The organism is Mycobacterium sp. (assembly GCF_965229105.1).
Classification (GTDB): Bacteria; Actinomycetota; Actinomycetes; order Mycobacteriales; family Mycobacteriaceae; genus Mycobacterium.
Genome location: NZ_OZ245858.1, coordinates 2680067 through 2700350 on the forward strand (window position 1 = coordinate 2680067; position 20284 = coordinate 2700350).

The following is a 20284-nucleotide window of genomic DNA, read 5'->3' on the forward strand; positions in this document are numbered from 1 at the left end:
CCGTGGCTACGAACGCTGCTCGATGGCGCGGATGGCCAGCCAGGCTGCGGTTCGATCGTCCGGGTTCGACATGGACAGGCCGGTGAGTTCCTCGATGCGACGGATCCGGGTGGTGAGCGTCTGACGGTGCACCTGCAGCCTGCTGGCGGTCGCACCCCACACGCCATGCTCGGCCAGATACACCTGCAAGGTGCGCAATAGGGTGTCATGGTGGCCGTCCTCGCCGCGTAACGGGTCGAGGACGGCGGCAATCCGGGTCGTGGCGCTGTCATCGAGGTGCTCCAGCACGTAGGACACCGTGGCCAGCGAGCGGTACCAGACGACCGGGTGGGCGTCGACGATCGCGATCTCCAATGACTGCTTGGCCTCGGCGGCTGACCGGGCCAGAGCATGTGGTTCCGCCGGTGAACCCAGGCCAAGGCGCAACGGCATACCTGCATCGCCGGTGACGCGTTCGACGATGGCGGCGAGCTCGGCGGCGCGGTTATCGCCGATGAAGCCGAGCACCCGGCCCTGTGATGCCGCGAGCACATGGGCCGCACCCAGTTCGTCGAGCCAGCGGATCGCGAGGCGCTCAGGATCGATGGCCCTGGACCGGGAGGCGACGGCGAACGCCGTCAGCGAATCCTCGTGCACTCCCCAGCGCCGCAGCAGCGCAGCCGCTTCTGGCCCGCCACGCAACAAGGCAGACAACATGACCTCTCTGCCGAGTCGCTCGGTCGCCGGCAGATCAGCAGTACGCAGCAGCAGGTCAAGTAACGCCGCGGCCTGGGACCCCAGATCCCGACTGCGACTGGTGGGTCCGCGTGCGCTGATCACCAAGTGGGCACTGATGTCCTCGCCTTGGCCGACCGGATGTACCTGTAGGCCGCGATGACGTACGCGCACAGGACGATTGAACGCCACGGCCACCGCATCGCGGACGTGCAGCCCGCCCGCCCCTGCGGTGGTGATCATCTGGCCGTGGGCGTCGAGCAGGACCACCCAACCGTCGATCCGATGGGCCAGCTCGGCGACCACGGCGACGACGCCACCGCGGCGGGCCACCTGGGTGAGCACCTTGGTTCCGGTGGTGACGCGGCGGTCCTCGGCAGCCTGGTCCGACGCGATCAACGCAACCACGCGCAAATGCAGCACCTCGACCGACAACAGAGGTGCGTACAGCGTCGTGATAGCGCTCTGTTCGAGAGTCGCGCGTAACTCGGCATCGGCCACCTCGCCGGCGATGACGACGACGCAGTCGGCCAACTCCGCACGTCGAGACTCCTGCGACAGCGCTTGGCGCACCTGAGCCGGGGACCCGATCACCAGGGTCGCGAATCTGGCCGAACCGGCCATCACGAACTCCGTCAGCTGCACCGACCCTTCGACCGGCGCCGCGGCCTCGACACTGCCCACCGAGAGCTCTGCGGCCAGGAACTCGCCGATCGACCGAACGTCGTACGCCACGGTGAGAGTGTACGAAATGTCGAAGAGGCGTATCGCATCCACACTTTTTCTCAATGACGGATGGGTACCTGACTTCGTAGCATTCGACGGATTCATCCCCGAGCTGAGGATTCATGTGAAAGCTGTCGTCTTCCGAGACCCTGCCAGTGCGATCGAATTCACCGACGTCGAGCTCGCGGGTCCCAAACGGGGCGAGGTCCGGGTGAAGATCGCCGCAGCCGGTGTCTGCCACTCCGATCTGCACGTCAAGCGCGGCGACTGGGAAGCGCCCGCACCGTTGGTGATGGGACACGAAGGCTCAGGCGTGGTGGTCGAACTCGGTGAGGGCGTGACGTCACTGGCTCTCGGCGATCACGTCGTGCTGTCGTGGGTCCCCCCGTGCGGCGAATGCCGCTACTGCCGCTCCGGCCACGAGGCCAGGTGCCAGAAGGTCGCCACCGAGGTCGCGCCGAAAGGCGTTCTCTTCGATGGCACTTCGCGGCTGTCGAAATCAGGCGAAACCTTGCATCACTACCTCGGGGTCTCATCCTTCGCCGAAGAGGTGGTGGTGCCGGCGTCGGGCGCGGTGAAGGTGCGCGACGACGCGCCACTGGACGCCATCGCGGTCGTTGGTTGCGCGGTGGCTACCGGCGTTGGCGCGGTACTGAACACCGCCGCCGTCGAACCCGGTGCGACAGTGGCGGTGATCGGCTGCGGCGGCGTGGGACTCAACGTGGTGCAGGGAGCCAAACTGGCTGGCGCAGAGCGGATCATCGCCATCGATGTGTTGGCCGACAAGACTCAGCTTGCCATCCAGTTCGGGGCCACCGATCGGATCGATGCATCCCGTGATGACGCGGTGGCGCAGCTGTTCGAACTCCTGCCCGACGGGGTGGATTACGCGTTTGACGCGATCGGGCACACCAGTACCACCGAACAGGCCATTCGCATGCTCGGACTCGGTGGGGCCGCCGTCGTGGTCGGCCTGCCGAAGACCGGTGCCAGAGCGTCATTCGAGCCGCTGGTGCTCGCCGAGGCGGACCAACGAATCCTGGGCTCCAACTATGGATCGGTGCGGCCCTCGATCGATATCCCGGCATTGGTCGACCGGTACATGGACGGTCAGCTCAAACTCGATCCGCTGATCTGGGCGCGTCGTCCGCTGTCTGAAGCTGCTGCCGCGTTCGAGAACCTCGAATCCGGCGAAGCTCTGCGCACCCTGCTGATTCCCTGACCGCTCGTCTCCACCCGAAACTCGTAGGAGAACACAGCATGTCCACCCCCACTCGCGACGCCGGACCCACCGACGCGGGACTTCGCCATGGCGTCATGTCAGGCCCCGAACTTGCGGCCCAAGCCATCGCCAACATCGCCCCCAGCGCCGTCATCGCCTTCACCGCAGCGGCGATCTACCTCAGCGCGGGCAAGGCCACCGTCTTGTCGTTCGCGCTGGCCACCGTGGCGATCCTGGCCGTCGGCTACTGCGTCGTCGTGTTCGCGCGCCGCAACGCTTCGGCCGGTTCGCTCTACACCTACGTCTCCAAGGGCCTCGGTCCGTTCGGCGCCTACCTCGCCGGCGTCGCACTGCTGATCGGCTGTTGGGGCATCGCGGCCGGCTCACTCGGCGGTGCGGTCTCCTATATGAACGATTTCCTGAACCTGATCGGAATCCCCATCGCGGGTGCCGGCTGGCAGATCGCGTTGGCAGTCGTACTCGGTGGTCTGGCAACCCTTTTCACCATTCGTGGCATCCGGCTCTCGGCGCGAGTGTCGCTGGTGTTGGAGCTGGTCTCGGTCACCATCATCACCATCCTGCTTGTGCTCGCCCTGGTGTGGGCGGGCAAGTCGGCGTGGGATCCGGCGCAGTTCTCCCTGACCGACGTGCCGGCTCAAGGGGTGGCGACCGGCATGGTGCTGGGCATCCTCGGCTTCGTGGGGTTCTCCTCGGCCGATGCCTTGGGGCGTGAAGCGCGAAACCCCTACACGGCCATCCCGCGAGCGATCATGTGGAGCGCCGTGGTCGTCGGGGTGCTTTATGTGTTCGCTGCCTACACCCAGATCGCCGTTCTCAAAGAGGGATTGGCGGACAGTGCGAGCCCGCTGCAGGACATCGCCACGCTGATCGGCATGCCGTCGTGGTTCGCCCCCATCCTCACCTTCGGCGTCGGTGCGTCGTTCTTCGCCGTGGTCGTCGCACCACTGAACGTCGTCGGCCGCATCGTCTACGTGATGGGCAAGGAGGGTGTCGTCGCCGAACAGTTCGGCCGCACCCACGAAGGCCACCTGACCCCGCACCGGGTGTTGTTGGTGGCGGGCCCGTTGGCCGTCCTGTGCGACGTCATCATGTTGGCCTTCGGGGTGCACCCGATGGACATCGTGGTCTGGGTTGATACCTACGGGACCTACGGCTACATGGTCGCCTACGCGTTGGTGGCAATCGCCTGTGTGGTCTACACCAAGCGTGAGGGCCTGCCCAACGGGCTGGTGTGGGTGGCCGCCGTCATCGCGGTCGTCACGATGGCGTATTCGTTCTTCGCCAACGTTTACCCCGTTCCGGCGTTCCCGCTCAACGTCATTCCGTATCTGTTCCTCGCGACGGTCGTCGCAGCACTGGCGTGGTACTTGTTGCTCGCGCAGCGTCGTCCCGAGGTGATCGCCCGCATCGGCAAGACCGAAACCGATTTCTTACAGGGCGTGGGCTGACCGAGGGTCAGCGACGTTGCGCGGCGGCAAGGCGGGCAGCGAACTCCGGTGAGGCGATGGACGTCGCCTGAGGTCCGAGTTCCGTGCGCAGCGCGAGCTGATGCAGATCGGTATCGATGAAGCCAGGTGATGCGGTGGCGCGCATGCTGGCTTTCGTTGCCAGCACGACTTCCCGTGGTGCTGACGCCGGGCCTGCCGCCAGCGCCAGCGCAGCGGCCACCGGATCGTCGGCGAGGCTGAGAGCCAACCCGTGGGCAACGGCGGCATCGGCATCGAAGCGCATACCGAACAGCAGCGCCGCCCGGGCGGCCTGTGGACCGATGGCTCGTTGCAGCATCCACGTGGCACCGCCGCCGGGGTGAATGCCCAACTTCTGGAAGCGCGGGTCGAACAGTGCATGCGGTCCGGCGATCCGGACGTCGGCGGCCAGTGCGAGATTGAGCCCGGCCCCCACCGCGGCACCGTTGACCGCGGCGACTGTCGGGAGGGTGCAGTTGGCGATCGCCATGAAACCGTCGTAGATCCGCAACAAACCCTCTTCGGCAGCCGCGCCGAGTGCACTGAGATCAGCGCCTGCGCAGAAGGCCTTGCCCGCTCCGGTGACGACGACGGCGTGGACGCCGGTATCGGCTTCGGCCTCGTCCACCGCGGCGCGAAGGGCCGCCGACATCGCGTCGGTGACGGCGTTGCGTCGGTCTGGATCATTGACGGTGATGAGTGCGACGCGATCGTCGACGCGGTACTGCACGAGGTCTGAGCTGGCCATATCGGGCACGCTACCTTGCGGTTCACCGGCGCTATCGCGGGCCCGACCGCGGTGCGGTCAGTGGCTGTCCTTGCTGATATTCGAGAAGAACACGTCCAGATACACCCGATAGAGGTCAACACCGTCGATATGGCTTGCCAGAACAAGCCCGTCACTGGTGGCCATCAGCACACGGGCCAACCCGACAGCTGGGATGCGGAGCGTGCCGCCGAGCTTGTCGACGCGGGCCGTGATGAATTCCGCCAGCGATTCGACCGTCTGGTTGCGCTGTTCAGCCAAGCGAGCCCTGGCCTCGGGATTGCGGAACAAGAACAGCGTGAACTCGTAGCCCAGGGCAGCCTGAGTTGCGTCGTTGGCGTTGAGTTCACGCCATGTGGCGGCGATTTCGTCCAGATCAAGGTCACTGACTTCGGTGAGCGACGAGACGATATCGGCGAAACCGTCCAGAAAGCGGTCCCGGTAACGCTGACTGACCGCGAGAAACAAGTCTTCCTTTGCGCCGAAGTGGGCGTAGATCGCCCCGCGCGTGTAGCCGGCCTCCTCGGCGATGTCCTCGAGCGCCGCGCCACCGAACCCTTTGCGTGCGAACACGTCTTCGGCTGCGTCGAGCAGAAGGGTGCGGGTGTGCTCGACCCGTCGCTCCCTCGTCCACCGCTCTGCCATCCGCACATCATGCCAAACGCGCAAATACACCGATATGCATCGATGTATTTGATATACATCCTTGTATATCCCCGCATTCGACCGTCCAAAGGAGGCGCCGTGACCACCGCCGCGCTGGTGTTCGATCCGTTTTCCGAAGACTTCTTCAATCAGCCGTATGACACCTACCGGCGGATGCGTGATGAGGCGCCGGTCTACTACAGCCAGGAGTACGACTTCTATGCGCTGAGTCGTCACGACGACGTAGCCAGTGCGCTCAAAACGCCTGAGACGTTCTCCTCGGCCAAGGGCATCACGATGGACCAGGTTCAGTCCGACGAACCGTTGCCGCCATCGCTGATCTGGATGGATCCGCCCGATCACCGGCGTTTTCGCGGCCTGGTCAACAAGGTCTTCACCCCACGCGCGATCACCTCACAAGAGGAGATGGTGCGCTCGACCATCGAGAAGTTCCTCGATGCTGTGGACCCTGCCGGATTCGATGTGGTCACCGATTTTTCGGCATTGTTTCCCGTCGAGGTCATCACCGCCATGCTCGGGGTTCCGCCCGAACATCGGCAGTCGGTGCGGATGTGGATCGACAAGTCGCTGGAGCGTCAGCCAGGTCAGATCGGGATGAGCGAGGAAGGTCTGCAGGCCGGCTTCGCGAGTTGGATGCTCTATTACGACCTGATCCAGCAGCGCCGAGCACAACCGCAGGACGACATGATCAGCGCCTTGATCACGGTCGAGGTGGAACGCGACGATGGCGAGCGCACCTGCCTTGACGACGGTGAGATCGCCGGTTTTGCCGCCCTGCTGGGCGGCGCGGGGGCAGAGACCGTGACCAAGTTGATCGGTAACGCGGTCGTGACGTTCGGGCGTGAGTGCGATCAGTGGCGGCAGCTGCGCGATGACCGCAGCAAGATACCGGGCGCGGTCGAGGAATTGCTGCGCTTCGAAGCGCCGGCGCAGTACGTCGTGCGCTTCACCAAACAAGAGGCCCACCTGCACGGCGTGACAATCCCCGCAGGTAAGGCGGTGCTCCTGATGGTCGCCGCGGCGAACCGCGACGACCGGGCGTTCACCGACGCCGATACCTTCGATATCAACCGCGACCGCACCCAGGCCCAGAACATCGGCCTCGGTTACGGCATCCACAGTTGTCTTGGTGCTGCGTTGGCTCGGATGGAAAGCGCCATCGCCATCGACTACCTCTTGGACTTCATGCCCGAGTTTGAGTTGCAGCACGACGGTCTGCGTCGTGTGGCGATGACGAATGTGGCCGGCTGGTCCAACGTCCCAGTCCGGGTGAATCGGTAGGTCGACGCACTGAGGAATTTCTTCCTGACATTCACGGTTTCTCAGCTTTCCTTAAGGTAGGGTTTGCTGGAATCCGGAATCAGTCTGCGCAGGAAGGGGGTCACATGCAGGCCGCAGTTCGTACGTGTTTGACAGCGGGTGTCGCGCTCGTCGGCGTCGGCGTCATTGCCATGGCCCCTGTCGCACCCCCGATGCCCGATGTCGAGATTCCTGCGATGGCTGCATCTGCGTCCGGAGTGCATCTTGCCGGCACCAGCGGAGCGAACAAGCCCGGAAATGCGTGGCTGCAGGTCTTCGAGCACGTCTTCCAAAACGTCACCCAAGTCGGTACTTCGGTGGCCGGCGAGCCAGTTCCTGAACTACAGCAGCTCATCGCCAGTCAATTCGATTACGCACACGGTCTCGCGGACGGGACCATCGGCGCTGGCCAGGCGGTCGGGGAGTGGGCGGCGGCCGTCATCTCGACGGAACTGCAAAACATCACCGCGGCCATCGACAAGGGTGACTACGTCGCCGCTGCTGCCGCTGTCAACAGTGCCCTCAACGGCGGCATCTTCGTCCCATTGGCACTGGAAGTCCTGCAAATCCCCGTTCAGATCACCGGTCACCTGGCGAATGTGGTTCGCGCAGTTGTCAGCCTGGACACCCTGCTCACTCTTCTCGTCGGTGCTGTCGGTCCCATCGAGGCCGTGCTCACGGCAGGTATCGACAGCAGCCAGGCGATCCTCGCTGGGATTAGCGCCGGAGACACCGATGCGGCACTCGCCGCGCTCATCAGTACTCCAGGTGTGCTTGCCGGCGCGTTCCTCAACGGATATCGAAATGCGGCGGGCGATCTTTACCCGGGCATCTTCACCGTTGACATGAACAACCCAAGTCAGGGCGGCCTGCTCCAGACCCTGTTGGTGACTTTGCCGCGCGCGATCGCGGTGGCGCTTGGTCTGAAGCCGACGCCCGTCGAGCTGGAGTCCACTAAGACCGTGACAGCGGTTCCCGATTCGAACGCACCCAGCGTGACGGTGAAGGTTACGCACGCACCCGCCTCGACCGGGCCCAAGACTGAGCCGACATTGGAGGCTGCAGACGCCCCGGAGACCGCGGCACCGGTCACCACGAAGGTCGCTGAAAGCGCCGATGACACCGCAGTAGTCAAGGGCGGCAACAAGGTTGGCGAAGGCCCCAAGCGTGCCACCAGCAAGCCCAGCGATGGGTCCACGCCGGGTGCGACGAAGTCCACCGGTAGTCGCAGTAGCGCGGGCAACCGCAGCAGCGCAAGCAGCGGCAGCGACGCAGGCAGCGACAGCGAGTAACGCTGCCGGCCTAGGTATTTCGACGATCGGCCATCGTGTGCGGGTTGGGGCCGGCGAAGATCGATTCACCCCAGCGAGACAACGAGTAGTCCGTCAGTTGCCGCTGCACGTTGACGGCAACGAGGATGTACTCGATCTGTGGAACCGATAGGCCTGACGCAGCACTGATTTCGACCAGTGAGCTGCCGCCGGTGTTCGCGACTGCCACTTCCTGCGCGATGTCGGCACTGACATCCCTGGCAGTGTTGAGTGCGGTCAGGTAGATGCCGCCGAGTTCTCGAAGGCGCTCCATGGCGTCGTCGCTGTCAGGCCGGCACGCTGGCTGTCGGAGCATGGCTTTCCCCCTGTCGTCGGGCACTCGACTTCGTGACCGACGATCGTTATATCTCTGACCTATCCGAGCCCGCAGTCTCCGTGGCGAGGGCCTGTGGATACACGGTGCGTCCACCGCCCGCCAGGGCGTCAGCCGCTTTCCGGACATGGTTTGCTCGGCTCGGTGCATATGACGACGTTCGGTCAACCGTCGGGATCGGCCGTCGCACCACATTTCGGTTTCTAATAGTTTCATAAAAGTAACTGCCGAGTAACAAGCGAATCACGCGTAACAGTTAATTTGCGCGGATCAGATCAAAAGATAAGTCTTTGTGTTTGGCACGCTGGTGGCAGGCACTTTGTACCGTGGGTTGTGTCGATCTTGCGTCTTCGACTGACGTAGATAGCAAATGAGCTGCGAAATCAGCCCATCGGGGCGCGGCAGAGAATCAAAGGTCGGACAATTTTTTCATCGTCAGATGTGTCACTTCTCAGGTTTTTATCAGGTAGCTTCACCTTCATCAGCCAGTCATCTGGGTAGTGAAAGGGATCACATGCAAATCACAGTTCGCTCATGTCTCACGGCCGGTGTGGTATTCGCGAGTGCTGGTGCGATTGCCATTACTCCGATCGCGCCGACGTTGCCAAACGTCCATACTCCTGCGGTCTATATGTCGGCCGCGGCCGTCGATCTGGCAGCCACTGTCAACCCCATCGAGGCCTGGCTGCAGGTGTTTGGTCAGGGAGCGCAGAACGTGGCCACGATCGGCGGTCAGGTGATTGCCGATCCCGCGCCGGCCCTGCGGCAGCTTCTGGTCAATCAACTCGGCTATGCGCAGACCGTCACCGAGGGACTCATCGGTACGACGCAGGCCTTGTTCGACTATGCGACCCAGACAGTGCCGGCGGCTTTGCAAGCAATCGCCGTCCAAATCGCCCAAGGCGATATCACTGGCGCTGCTGCCACATTGAACGACGCCCTCGGCGGGCTGGTACTGGCTGCCGCTCCTCTGTTCGAGACCTTGGCCATCCCAGCTCAGATGACGGAGAACTTGAACCGGGTCGTCCAGACTCTCACCGGTTTACCAACTCTGCTACCTATCGTCATCGGCGTACTGGGACCGGTGGAGGCCGTCGTCGCTGCCGCGGGTAACAGCGGACAGGAATTCGTGGACGCCCTTGGCGGTGGTGATGCGATCGCGGCCCTCAATGCACTCATCAACACTCCGGCAGCTATTACGGGTGCCTTCATCAACGGCTACGCGCCCGGCGACGGGTCGGTCATCCCTGGTCTGCTCACGGTGAGTGATGATCAGTTCAATACCGGCCTGGTGCAGACACTCTTCGTCAACCTGCCGAAGGCAATAGCCGCTGCTTTGACCCCGCCGGTGAATCCCCTGACCGCCAACCAGGAGGTGAGTGCGGTGCCGAAGCTCGACACCGCCACGCTGGTCAGTGTCGGCTCAACGGACAATGCGGCGCCCGCGCCTGAGGTCAATGCGCCAACAACCAAGAGCGGCAGCAGTGTTCGGACCTCTGGCAGCAAGAGCGCCGCCACGGCGGCGCCGAGTGCCCGGACTCAAGCGGCAGCGGTGCAGTCTGGCGGCGATAACAAGTCCGCAGCGCCGGCCAAGGCCGGTGGCGGAGGCAAGAACGCCGGCGGCGGAGCCAAGGGCACCGGTGCTAAGAGTGCGCGCGGTGGCGACGGCGAGTAACCAAAGCGACATGAGGGGTCAGCAGCCCCCGCTTCCGGTAGGAAGTGGGGGCTGCTGTCATCACTACACCTGTGGGTCAAAGTGTCTCGCCCCCTTCTAGTATCAATGTTATGGAGTACACCGACGTCGATGAAAACACCCGCATCATCAGTCTTCTCGACGCCCAGGACAAGGCCGCCCAACTGTTCGACGCAGTTGCGGCTCAGGGTTTGGTTCGGGCTGGGATCAGCGAGCGGGTGCTGTCCGACGAAATTCGCGATCTGGCCAACAGCATGTTTGGCCTGACACGCCATTGGCACAAGCGCATCGCACGAGCAGGCGAGAACACCCTGGAAACCGCCCGCGACAACCCGCCCGACCGGGTAATCGCCGACGATGACATCCTGTTCCTCGATTTCGGGCCGATCTTCCAAGAGTGGGAAGCCGATTTCGGGCGCACCTACGTAATTGGCACGGACCCAAAGAAATTGGCGCTGCGGGATGATCTTCCCAAAGTGTGGCAGGCAGGTCGTGAGCATTTTCTGGCCCGCCCGGACATCACCGGGGAGCAACTGTTCGACCACATCGTCGCTCTCAGCCAAGACGCTGGGTGGGACTTCGGCGGTGTGATCGCCGGACACCTCGTCGGTGAGTTTCCGCACGAGAAAATCCCTGGTGAGGAGATCGACTCCTACGTCGCACCGGGGTCAACCCTCCCGATGCGACGAAAAGACCGCTCCGGCAGGCAATGTCACTGGATCCTGGAGGTGCACCTCGTCGATCGGGGTCGCCGCTACGGGGGCTTCCACGAGGAACTCCTCGACATTTCCTGACCGGACGTTCGGCTCAGTGCCGCAAAGCGGCGAAGACCGCGCCTCGTGTCAATGGCGCCAACTCGATATCACCCGGCGCCGCCGGGTCAACCCACGCGATCTCGTCGATCTCTGCCGCCGCCCGGGGTGCGCCCGGCAAGCTCACCATGAACAAGTCGGCCTCGACGAGGTGGCCGGGTTCGTTGGCCGCGTCGGCGACATGGCGCCCGAGCGGGCGCAGGTCCGACGCTTCGACGACAACACCGAGCTCCTCGGCGATTTCGCGCCGCAACGCCGCCGCTGCGGTCTCACCTGCCATGAATTTGCCGCCCGGCTGCATGTACGCCGTGGTTCCCCGTTTGCGGACGACAAGGACACGACCCTCTGTGTCCACGATCACCGCAGCGACGATGCGGATGACTGGTCGAGAGTCTTTATCTGCCAACGCTTCAGCGGACCGGGTGGCGTGCACATAGACCCAGGCGTGGTCGCCGGTGCGCAGCGGCACGGAGACCCGCTGATAGTCACCGACCTCATACTCGTCAGCGGCAAGGAGATCTGAATCGCTGACCGTGAACACCGTGCCGTCGACTGCGGCGTTGCCATCGTCGCTGGGATGCAGAATCGGATGGCGGTCACTACCGCTGGCCGAGATCACGTCCGGATCGGTGATGGTGACGTACTGCAGATCGAAACCGACGATCGCGTCGGGATGTCCGTCGAGTTCCCGGCCGAAAATGCGACGCTGCACGTCGCGTTGGCGCAGTGTGCCGTAGGAGAACAGCAGCTGGGTCATACCTGCCAGTCAACCAGGCGCCCCGTCGAGCCTCGGTCTGGCCGGCGCGGCGACCGGGCCGAACGAGCTCTAACTAGCCGCGCCGTACTCCAATGCCGGCTCCGCGGAGTCCACGTGACCGTTGCTCAGGATCGTCAGCTCGCCGGGGCGCACCTGGTACCTGGCACCGTCGGCGGGGTTCGTCGCATCGAAGCCGCCGCCCGTTGGAATGGCGTTGGCCAGCTGCACATTGGCACCGTCACGCAGCCGTTCGCCGTGGTAGTAGTAGGCGCCAGATGTCGTTTCGCAGATCACCGCCAGCGAACTGGCGGTCCTGATCGCCGCGGTGAGCGAGCTCCCCGGGTCGCAGCGCGCCGCGTGACCGGTGAAGCCCTGCGCGTCGGTGCCCGATACGCCGGAGATCGGAGCGGCGCGGTTCGAGGAAGTCGTCGTCGTCGTCGACGTGGTGGTCGGGTCGGTCGTCGACGGTGCCGGCGTGGCCAGCCTGCTCGTCGGCCCGGCGGGACCGGTGGCATCGGTGGACACGATCGCTACGGCCAACCCCGCCGCCACGACGAACATGGCGACCGTCCCCCCGAGCAGCGCCACCTGCATCCGGCTGAACCGTGACCGCTTGACCGGTGCCGGCGGTCGGGGAGGGGGAGACGGCGCATACGGCCTCGGTTGCCCGGCGGGGAACTGGCGGGTGCTGTGCGGCGGGCTCGGCCGAACCGCCGCTGCAGGCCCGGATACCCCGTGCATGGCAGCGGCCGCCGCTCTGGCGAGTTCACCGGCCGAGGCGAACCGCTCGACCGGGTTCTTCGCCATGCCCCTGGCGACGACGTCGTCGAACGCTGGGTTGATTCCCTGCCGCACGTCGCGTGGTCGCAGCGGTGGCGCGAACATGTGCGCGCTCATCACCTGCCGAATGTCTCCGGCTTCGAACGGCGCCCGACCCGTCAGGCATTCGAACAGCAGACACGTCAGCGAATACACGTCCGACGGGGGCCCGCCGGGCAGGCCGCTAAGGCGCTCGGGCGCCATGTAGGCGCACGAACCGATGATCAGACCGGTTTTCGTCACGGTCGCCTCGCCACCGCCGTTGGCGATACCGAAGTCGACCAAGTAGGCGAAGTCCTCCGGTGTGAGCAGCACGTTCTCCGGTTTGATGTCACGGTGCACCAGGTCGTTGGCGTGCGCAGCATCGAGTGCGGCTGCGACCTGTCCGATGACCGACACCGCTCGGGCTGGCGGAAGGACGCCATTGACGCGGAGCTCTTCCTTGACGCTGGCGCCCTCCACGAGGCGCATGTCGATGAACAACACCCCGTCGATCTCACCGAAGTCGTGCACGGGGATGACGTGCGGCTCCTGCAGCCGCGCCGCGATGCGCGACTCGCGCCGAAACCGGTCGCGATAGCTCGGGTCAGCTGCCACATCGGTTCGCAAGAGCTTCAAGGCCACCATCCGCTGCCGGACGGTGTCGTAGGCGCGATATACCTCGCCCATCCCGCCGAGGCCGATCAATTCGTGCAGCTCGTACGGGCCGAAGCGCGTGCGCGGACGCGGCCCAGCACCCGGGGGGCCCATAGCTGTTCCTTCCGCCTTTTTCGCGTTCATCGCGGCACGTTCGTGGTGACCACGCGTGTGTACACCACCCAGTGGTGTTCCCGCTTCTTCGCAGCTCAACCGGCTGGCCGCAGCAGATGTGCACGGGAGAGCCGAAGTCGAAGCGACGCAAGACAATTGCTTGTTGGCCAGGGTACAGGTTCGGTGCGACGGTCTCCGCGTCCACACATCCGAGAGGGGCCAGAAACCTGTATCACCATCTCCACCCGTTGGCCGAATTCCATATCCGGAATCGGGCGCCTGATTGGGACCACACCCAATTCGTGATTGATGATTCGTGAAGTGGCTTTGGTGTCAATGTGCTCTGGCCATCGACAGGCGTAGTGCACTAAGACGAGCTGGTTTTCCTATCGTCAGGGAGTCGGTCTCCCGCGGTTGAGGAATAGCCGCTGATTGGCCATCGCCACGTCAATCCCTACGCCCAGGTGGCGGCGCTTTACCTCGGATACGTGCCCACATCGGAGACACCCTGCCAACCATCGCCTACGTGGGCTGATGCCGCGGACCGAGGCGCGTCTGTCCGCTGTCAGACCGTTGAAGGGTGATTTGGGTGGCACGCTGGCCAACAAATGCGCGCAGTGGTCTCATTCGAATTCAAATCTCTGACCGAGCACTGGACCCAAGGAAGTCTCGAGAATTGTTCGCAGGCTTGATTTGCTTTCCGCATACGTCTGCGGTGGATGCAGCTGGGCCTGGCCAGTAGTTCAATTCCGGTCAGCTTTGGATCACCGACACGTACCATCCGCATTTATGCGCACACGTTTCATCGCGCTTGGCGCGTCAGGCCTTATCGCTATCATCGGCGTCGTTGGGTGCGGAAACGACAACAGCGCCGTTGGCACGTCTACACCTGCGATGCCGGCGACGGCTACCTCTTCAGCCGCTGCGGCGTCGAGCCCGCCTGAGAATCCCTATGGTGCGCCCTCGGTCGACCCGCCCGCGCCGAACGAGCCCGTCCTCACGGTGACCGGCGGTCGGACGCCACTGTCGTTGACGATGGACCAGCTCAACGCGCTGGGGAACACCACGATCACGGTCGACGAACCATTCGTCAAGAAGCGTCAGACCTTCAGCGGGGTGCCGCTGGCTGTTCTCCTTGAGAAGGCGGGTATCCCGGAGAGCGCGACGATCAATACCGTCGCGTTGAATTCGTACCACTACGCCAGCGCGGCCCAACCGATGACTGCCTCGGATGCGTTGATAGCGACGATGCGCGACGGTGCGCCGATTCCCTACGACCAGGGCGGACCGACGCGCCTCGTATTTCCCGACGGCACGGCGCTGTCGTCGGTACTCGACGCGTGGAACTGGAGCCTGGAGTCGATCTCAGTCGCCGATGCGAGTGCCGGCGGTTCCTAATGCCCGATCAGCCGGCGTCGTTAGCTCCACGTCTTCGGCCGACGCGCGGACAATTGATAACGGCGGGAATCCTCGCCCTGGTGCTCATCGCCCTGACGGTGACCCATTTCGCGGACTCGGCTGCCCAGAATAGGCACACAGAGGAGTACGCCCGCACCGAAACTGGCACTAACAACTTGCTGTACACCATGCGTGAGACGCTGGCGTACGTCGACGCTTCGGAGCGCTATCTGCTGAGTGTTCTGCCTCGGCGCAACGTGCAACTGGCCCGCGCGCTGCTCGGTCAACGGTTGGCGGTGGTGGGTGAGAACGGGATCACTGCCGGTGACAGCGCCACCGCCGAATACCGGACCGCCCTCAAAGCGATGGACGACGCGGTCCAGGAGATGCCACCAGGTGTCCTGCCCGCCGACCAGCGCGACCGGGTGGCCGCCGATGTTCTTCCCCGAGCTCGTGACCTGTCCGACGCCGGCCGCCGGCTGGTGGACACGACGGCGGCCGACCTTCATACGGACGCGCGGGCCAGCGATGCGGCTCTGCTGCGCAGCCGGTTAACGCAGCTGGTGCTGCTTGTCGCTTCCCTGGTTATCGGTGCGGCACTCCTCGTCTGGGTGGCGATCAACGTCGCGCGCCAATACCGCGGTGCGCGCGAGGCCCTTGATAAAGAAGGCCGCGAGCTACGCGAGACCCAGAATCAACTGGAACGTGTGTCGGCGCTCGAGCGCGGGCAGGCTCAGGTGCTCGAGCGGATCGCCACCGGCGCACAAGCCTCGGTCGTCGTGCGGCTGATAGCGGAACTGGCATCGGAGGTGTCCGCGGGGTGCAGCGTGTGCATCACCACTGGCGCCCGATTGGTTGTGCATCCCGTCGGCGCCGATATCTCGGGGCCGACGGCGTGGAAAGACACGCTCGAAGCCAATGTGGCGGCCGCTACGGGGACGATCGAGGTGTTCGGGGAGCCCGACTCTCTCGACGATCTGGTCCGCACCGCACTTCGCCGGTGCCGGGACCTGGTCACCCTCGCCCTCGACCGCGAAGCGGCAGCCCGGCAGCTATCGCACCAGGCCAGCCACGACGCGCTGACCGGCCTGGCTAACCGAGGCCTGCTGATGGCGCGTCTGGCAGATGCTTTGGCCGCGGCGCACGAGACCCATGTGTACCTCGCCCTGCTTTTTTGCGACCTCGATCGTTTCAAAATGGTCAATGACTCCATCGGCCATGCGGCGGGGGACCAGCTCCTCATCGAAGCGGCGCGGCGCCTGACTTCGACGGTTCGTGACTCGGACACCGTGGCCCGGCTCGGTGGAGACGAATTCGTGGTGCTCTGCCCCCAGCTGCCTGATCGCGAACAAGCGATCGGTCTGGCCGAGCGGGTGCGCTGTGAGTTGAGCCAGCCTTATCAGATCGACGGTAAGGAAGCCTTCGTCGGTGCGAGCATCGGGATTACCTTCGCTGACGAGTCCACGTTGTCGGGGGCAGACCTCATGCGCGAGGCCGACGTGGCGATGTACCGCGCCAAGCTGACCGAGGGCAGCCACATCAATATCTTCGACTCTGAGCTGGAGGCCGAGGTCGCGCAACGCCTTGATCTGGACGCGGCCCTACGACGGGCACTGGAGCGAGACCAGCTCAGGGTCGCGGCTCAGCCCATCGTGATGCTCGAATCCGGCGTTGTCACCGGCTTCGAGCTGTTGTTGCAGTGGCAGCGTCCGGGACTGCCCGATCTCAGCCCGGTCGCCTTCATCCCACTCGCCGAGGACAACGGGGTGATCGTGGAGATCGGCCGGTGGGTGCTGCAGGAGGGGATATCGGCACTCGCGCAATGGCGGGCAGCGGGATTGGCGCACAAGCTGACGATTTCGGTGAACGTATCGGCACGTCAGGTACGCGAAGCGGGTTTCGCCGATGAGGTGCTCGCGATGCTGCATGGCGCGCACGTCCCACCGGAGTGCCTCGTCATCGAGCTCACCGAGCACGCGCTCATTGACCTCAAGATTGTGCACGGGACGTTGGGCCAGCTGCGCGATGCGGGTGTTCGAGTTTCCCTGGACGATTTCGGTACCGGCTATTCGTCGCTGACCCAACTGCGTACGCTGCCCGTCGACCAGCTCAAGCTCGACCGTTCGTTCGCTGCCGCCCTTGACGACGGTAACTTCAAGCACGGCGCCGTCGTGAAGTCCGTTGTGTCGCTTGCCAATGCGCTAGCCCTCGATTTGGTGGTCGAAGGCATCGAGACTGTCGCCGAACGGGATGCGCTCGTCAACATGGGCGCCTGCAAGGGCCAAGGCTTTCTCTATCGCCGGCCGATGACATTCGCCGATGCCCGCCGGTTGCTGGAGGAGGGCGCCGTCTGCGCCACTCCTGCGGCCCGGCAGCTGGTTGGCCCGAGGAGGGCGGAGCCTCGGGAGCGTCGAACAGAGGTAGTGGCATGCCCGGAATAGTTCGGACTTGTCCAGATCCGGCCCGTGCCGACTGGTCTGTTTTTCCGTCACCTGCTAGGCAGCTGACGCCAACTCGTATCCATAAGGGAGTGTCGAGATGAGCGATTCATTGGGGGGCACAGGCGAATCCGCCGACGTGCGTTATGTGCTCGGTAGCGATGGCGAGCCAGTAATCGGGCCCGATGGTCAGCGGATCATCGATCGGCGCCGCAGCGCGAACGAGCGGCGCCCCGCCGATCCGCGGATCACTGTTGTCGTGCCCGCCAAGAATGAGGCGCCGAACATCCGCGAGATCCTGCCCTATCTCGCAGAGTTCCACGAGGTGATCGTCGTCGTCAGTGAAGACGACCATGAATCGGCGGAGGCCGCTCGCACCGCTTTGCCGTCGGCGAAGGTCATCTACCAAACCCGCAAGGGTAAAGGCAACGCATTGGCATGCGGTTTCGCGGAGGTCACCGGCGATGCCATCGTGATGTTCGATATCGATGGTTCTGCCGATCCGCACGAAATCCCCCGCTTCGTCAAGGCTCTGACCGACGGTGCTGACCTGGCGAAGGGGAGCCGGTTCTGCCCCGGCGGTGGCAGCCAGGACATCACGCTGATTCGTTCCTGGGGTAACACTGGGCTGAACCTGTTGGCAAGTGTGCTCACCAATACCCGGTTCACTGACCTCTGCTACGGCTATAACGCGTTCTGGAAAGACCAGCTGTACATGCTCGATCTTCCTCAGACAGATGTCGGGGATGCCCCCGAGATGATGCGCGGTGACGGTTTCGAGATCGAGGCGCTGATCATCGGCCGCTTTGCACTCTCCGGAGCCGCGATCACCGAGGTGCCGAGCTTCGAATACGACCGATATCACGGTCGCACGAATCTCAACACATTCAGAGACGGGTTCCGGGTGCTGTGGACGATTCTGCAGGATCGTCTCTACGCCAGGCAGACTCGCGCCTTGGCGAAGCGGCGGCACGCGAGCAGGATGGGCACTCCCCAACGTCCTGGATGGATGCGAGAAGAGGTTGCGCAGCACGGGGTCCGTCGCCTCAAGCGCCTCGAACCAGCCGACGATATTGCCACTATCGGTTCGTGGCAGGCCAATTCGCATTGACATTGGCCCTGCTTTAGCCGCCCGCCTTGTTCGGTGGCTCCGCATTGCGTTGTCGGTCGTCGCTGGGCTCGGTTTCCTTATCGCCTCGGCAGGCCTCGCGGCGCGATACATGCCGGTCACCAACCACATCATCCTGCGCTGGGCGGCGTTATCGCCCTATCTGATGGGTGGTACGGCTGTGGCCGCCGTCCTGCTGCTGTTCACCCGACGGTGGTGGGCTGCGGGAGCTGCTGCGATTCTCACCGGGGTGGTGGTCTTTGTGGAATTGCCGCTGTTCCTGGGCGACCAGGTGCCGCCCAATAGTGTCCCAGTGCGGGTATTGACGGCGAATCTTCGTGAGGGAAAGGCGAATTCGCGGGCGTTGGTCGCGATCGCTCGGACGCGCGCCGACATCTTGATCTTCGAGGAGCTTACTCCCGGGCTCGTCACCGCCCTTGTACACGATGGCCTCACTGCGGATTTTCCATATCGGGTAACAGACGCACAACCCGGCGCGGGCGGAGTCGGTATCTGGAGCCGGTACCCGGTCACCGGATCGAGTTTGATCGCGGGTTACGAACTGGGGGTTCTCAGCGCTGACATTCGAGCACCTGGCACGGCCGATGACCTGGCGGTGTTGGCCGCCCACCTCGCGGGGCCCTGGCCGCAACCGATCGATGATTGGCGCGACGAAATAGCCCGCCTGCCTGCCACGATGGGCGAGATTGCAGCGAAAGTCGGCAACGGGGCCGTGATAATCGGCGGCGATTTCAATGCCACCTTCGACATGGCGCCATTTCGCCGGCTGTTGCGAAACGGCTTCCGCGATGCCGCTGAACAGTCCGGCTCCGGATTCACCCCCTCCTTCTCAGCCGAGAGCTGGACACCGCCACTGATCGGAATCGACCACATCCTGACCTACAACAGCGCAGCGGGTTCTGTCGAGACCGTCCGGATCCCAGGTTCAGACCATCTCGGGCTGATCGCGACGGTGTACGTCCCAGGTCGGTGACCTAAGGCCGCTGCCGTTTATTGCTCAAGTATGTCGTTGATCGAGCATCTGAGTTCGTCTCGGTCGTTCCACACCATTGTGAAATTGGGATGATTTTCTTTGATGGTCAGCGCTTGCTGATACAGCTCAATGCAGGGTTTCGGTGCTATCGGTTCAACCGTTTCGGCAGCCCATACGGTTAGTGCCGGAGCCGGTATTGCTATCAGCAGGGGACCTATCAGCCATTTCAGATATAACCCAGCCCGACCCAGCTCATGGGCCGATACTGTTTCCTGCGGGGTCTCGACCTCGTGGCCGTACCCGTCAAAGTGTCGCAGCGCGATCGCATACACAATCAGCGCGAGGCCGATAAAGAAGCTTATCGTCATCAGCGTGAAGCAGACGGTGTTTGGTAGATTAGCCCGGGATAGTAATTCCAAATTGCTGAAATATACCGACCGCCACAGGCGGGTTACTGCCAAAAGATTCAGAGCACAAATAAATAAACCCAGCAGTATGGGAAATGTGAATAAGAGGCGAAGCTGTTTTTCCCGCACCGATGGGACGTCTTCTGCGCCGTGCGCACTGTCCTCAGCGAAGGCGTCGTTGACATGGTCCTTCGGGGTCCCGCCATCAGTCCCCGCATGGTCTGGCACGCAGGAAATACTAGTACGCACCCGGTGGAATTTTGGCTGCTCTCCGCAAACCCAAGCGAAAGATCCGGGACCGTAAAAGCCTGAGTCGCCATCGTCCCCGAAAACGACTGGGTCGAGTCTAATACTCGGTGCGGACAACTATGACCCAGGTGTGAAAATCAGCAAGCACCGTCGCTCGTCCCAGCGGCCGTCGGGCAGCGTGATTACCTTCGTCGCTTCGAAGTTCGTGAGAGACGAAGATTCATAATCGTCGATGACATGGCGCTGGATTGCCTACCATTCGGGAGTGGATAATCTGCTGCGTCGCCTTGGAGCATTTGCTGGGGTCTTCGCAATGCTTATCTGGGTGGCGCCGT

17 protein-coding genes and 1 pseudogene are annotated in these 20284 nt (G+C 63.6%); 10 read left to right on the forward strand and 8 right to left on the reverse strand.

Annotated features, from left to right (window positions below; translation table 11 throughout):
• Positions 1–6 precede the first annotated feature (6 nt).
• Complete coding sequence (locus ADBZ9O_RS12765) at positions 7–1449, reverse strand: PucR family transcriptional regulator (protein WP_526531717.1); 1443 nt, start codon at positions 1447–1449, stop codon at positions 7–9.
• Between the two features lie 115 nt (positions 1450–1564).
• On the opposite strand from ADBZ9O_RS12765, the gene ADBZ9O_RS12770 reads away from it, so the two are divergent.
• Positions 1565–2662 (forward strand): alcohol dehydrogenase catalytic domain-containing protein, encoded by a 1098-nt coding sequence (locus tag ADBZ9O_RS12770; RefSeq protein WP_526533112.1) that lies wholly within the window; start codon positions 1565–1567, stop codon positions 2660–2662.
• Positions 2663–2700: 38 nt separating this feature from the next.
• The gene (locus ADBZ9O_RS12775; protein WP_526531719.1) at positions 2701–4131 is read left to right on the forward strand and encodes an amino acid permease; all 1431 of its coding nucleotides are present in this window, start codon (positions 2701–2703) and stop codon (positions 4129–4131) included.
• 7 nt (positions 4132–4138) lie between these two features.
• On the opposite strand, the gene ADBZ9O_RS12780 is transcribed toward ADBZ9O_RS12775, so the two are convergent.
• Both ADBZ9O_RS12780 and ADBZ9O_RS12785 read right to left on the reverse strand, forming a co-directional pair.
• Entirely contained in the window at positions 4139–4897 is a 759-nt protein-coding gene (locus ADBZ9O_RS12780) for an enoyl-CoA hydratase (protein WP_526531722.1), read from the reverse strand.
• A gap of 57 nt (positions 4898–4954) precedes the next feature.
• Positions 4955–5560 (reverse strand): TetR/AcrR family transcriptional regulator, encoded by a 606-nt coding sequence (locus tag ADBZ9O_RS12785; RefSeq protein ID WP_526531724.1) that lies wholly within the window; start codon positions 5558–5560, stop codon positions 4955–4957.
• Positions 5561–5659: 99 nt separating this feature from the next.
• On the opposite strand from ADBZ9O_RS12785, the gene ADBZ9O_RS12790 reads away from it, so the two are divergent.
• Together ADBZ9O_RS12790 and ADBZ9O_RS12795 are read left to right on the forward strand one after the other, a co-directional pair.
• Positions 5660–6862: a cytochrome P450 gene (locus ADBZ9O_RS12790; RefSeq protein WP_526531726.1), complete on the forward strand. Its 1203-nt coding sequence runs from the start codon at positions 5660–5662 to the stop codon at positions 6860–6862.
• Positions 6863–6966: 104 nt separating this feature from the next.
• Positions 6967–8172 (forward strand): hypothetical protein, encoded by a 1206-nt coding sequence (locus ADBZ9O_RS12795; protein ID WP_526531728.1) that lies wholly within the window; start codon positions 6967–6969, stop codon positions 8170–8172.
• 10 nt (positions 8173–8182) lie between these two features.
• On the opposite strand, the gene ADBZ9O_RS12800 is transcribed toward ADBZ9O_RS12795, so the two are convergent.
• On the reverse strand, positions 8183–8506 hold the full coding sequence (locus ADBZ9O_RS12800) for a hypothetical protein (protein ID WP_526531730.1): 324 nt from the start codon (positions 8504–8506) through the stop codon (positions 8183–8185).
• Positions 8507–9038: 532 nt separating this feature from the next.
• Here ADBZ9O_RS12800 and ADBZ9O_RS12805 point away from each other — a divergent pair.
• Together ADBZ9O_RS12805 and ADBZ9O_RS12810 are read left to right on the forward strand one after the other, a co-directional pair.
• The gene (locus ADBZ9O_RS12805; protein ID WP_526531732.1) at positions 9039–10199 is read left to right on the forward strand and encodes a hypothetical protein; all 1161 of its coding nucleotides are present in this window, start codon (positions 9039–9041) and stop codon (positions 10197–10199) included.
• 110 nt (positions 10200–10309) lie between these two features.
• The gene (locus ADBZ9O_RS12810) at positions 10310–11011 is read left to right on the forward strand and encodes a M24 family metallopeptidase (protein ID WP_526531734.1); all 702 of its coding nucleotides are present in this window, start codon (positions 10310–10312) and stop codon (positions 11009–11011) included.
• Positions 11012–11024: 13 nt separating this feature from the next.
• On the opposite strand, the gene ADBZ9O_RS12815 is transcribed toward ADBZ9O_RS12810, so the two are convergent.
• From ADBZ9O_RS12815 to ADBZ9O_RS12825, 3 genes and pseudogenes are all read right to left on the reverse strand, one after another.
• Positions 11025–11462 (reverse strand): NUDIX hydrolase, encoded by a 438-nt coding sequence (locus tag ADBZ9O_RS12815; protein ID WP_526533114.1) that lies wholly within the window; start codon positions 11460–11462, stop codon positions 11025–11027.
• Positions 11454–11786: pseudogene (locus ADBZ9O_RS12820) on the reverse strand (gamma-glutamylcyclotransferase family protein); the annotation flags it as partial. The pseudogene ADBZ9O_RS12820 and the gene ADBZ9O_RS12815, both read right to left, overlap by 9 nt.
• A 69-nt stretch (positions 11787–11855) precedes the next feature.
• Positions 11856–13355, reverse strand: coding sequence for a serine/threonine-protein kinase (locus tag ADBZ9O_RS12825; protein ID WP_526531736.1), 1500 nt, complete (start codon positions 13353–13355; stop codon positions 11856–11858).
• Between the two features lie 789 nt (positions 13356–14144).
• On the opposite strand from ADBZ9O_RS12825, the gene ADBZ9O_RS12830 reads away from it, so the two are divergent.
• From ADBZ9O_RS12830 to ADBZ9O_RS12845, 4 genes are all read left to right on the forward strand, one after another.
• Positions 14145–14753 carry a molybdopterin-dependent oxidoreductase gene (locus ADBZ9O_RS12830; RefSeq protein ID WP_526531738.1) on the forward strand — a complete coding sequence of 203 codons (609 nt, stop codon included), beginning with the start codon at positions 14145–14147 and terminating at the stop codon, positions 14751–14753.
• Positions 14754–14833: 80 nt separating this feature from the next.
• Positions 14834–17194: a putative bifunctional diguanylate cyclase/phosphodiesterase gene (locus ADBZ9O_RS12835; RefSeq protein WP_526531740.1), complete on the forward strand. Its 2361-nt coding sequence runs from the start codon at positions 14834–14836 to the stop codon at positions 17192–17194.
• A gap of 97 nt (positions 17195–17291) precedes the next feature.
• Positions 17292–18302, forward strand: coding sequence for a glycosyltransferase family 2 protein (locus ADBZ9O_RS12840; protein WP_526531742.1), 1011 nt, complete (start codon positions 17292–17294; stop codon positions 18300–18302).
• Positions 18303–18411: 109 nt separating this feature from the next.
• The gene (locus ADBZ9O_RS12845) at positions 18412–19293 is read left to right on the forward strand and encodes an endonuclease/exonuclease/phosphatase family protein (protein ID WP_526531744.1); all 882 of its coding nucleotides are present in this window, start codon (positions 18412–18414) and stop codon (positions 19291–19293) included.
• Between the two features lie 17 nt (positions 19294–19310).
• On the opposite strand, the gene ADBZ9O_RS12850 is transcribed toward ADBZ9O_RS12845, so the two are convergent.
• Complete coding sequence (locus tag ADBZ9O_RS12850) at positions 19311–19928, reverse strand: hypothetical protein (RefSeq protein WP_526531746.1); 618 nt, start codon at positions 19926–19928, stop codon at positions 19311–19313.
• Positions 19929–20284 lie beyond the last annotated feature (356 nt).

Excerpts from the sequence above, each read along its gene's own strand:
- ADBZ9O_RS12775 (WP_526531719.1), top strand. The coding sequence starts at position 2,701 with ATGTCCACCCCCACTCGCGACGCCGGACCCACCGACGCGGGACTTCGC.
- ADBZ9O_RS12780 (WP_526531722.1), bottom strand. The coding sequence starts at position 4,897 with ATGGCCAGCTCAGACCTCGTGCAGTACCGCGTCGACGATCGCGTCGCA.
- ADBZ9O_RS12785 (WP_526531724.1), bottom strand. The coding sequence starts at position 5,560 with ATGGCAGAGCGGTGGACGAGGGAGCGACGGGTCGAGCACACCCGCACC.
- ADBZ9O_RS12795 (WP_526531728.1), top strand. The coding sequence starts at position 6,967 with ATGCAGGCCGCAGTTCGTACGTGTTTGACAGCGGGTGTCGCGCTCGTC.
- ADBZ9O_RS12800 (WP_526531730.1), bottom strand. The coding sequence starts at position 8,506 with ATGCTCCGACAGCCAGCGTGCCGGCCTGACAGCGACGACGCCATGGAG.
- ADBZ9O_RS12805 (WP_526531732.1), top strand. The coding sequence starts at position 9,039 with ATGCAAATCACAGTTCGCTCATGTCTCACGGCCGGTGTGGTATTCGCG.
- ADBZ9O_RS12810 (WP_526531734.1), top strand. The coding sequence starts at position 10,310 with ATGGAGTACACCGACGTCGATGAAAACACCCGCATCATCAGTCTTCTC.
- ADBZ9O_RS12825 (WP_526531736.1), bottom strand. The coding sequence starts at position 13,355 with ATGGGCCCCCCGGGTGCTGGGCCGCGTCCGCGCACGCGCTTCGGCCCG.
- ADBZ9O_RS12830 (WP_526531738.1), top strand. The coding sequence starts at position 14,145 with ATGCGCACACGTTTCATCGCGCTTGGCGCGTCAGGCCTTATCGCTATC.
- ADBZ9O_RS12840 (WP_526531742.1), top strand. The coding sequence starts at position 17,292 with ATGAGCGATTCATTGGGGGGCACAGGCGAATCCGCCGACGTGCGTTAT.
- ADBZ9O_RS12845 (WP_526531744.1), top strand. The coding sequence starts at position 18,412 with ATGCCGGTCACCAACCACATCATCCTGCGCTGGGCGGCGTTATCGCCC.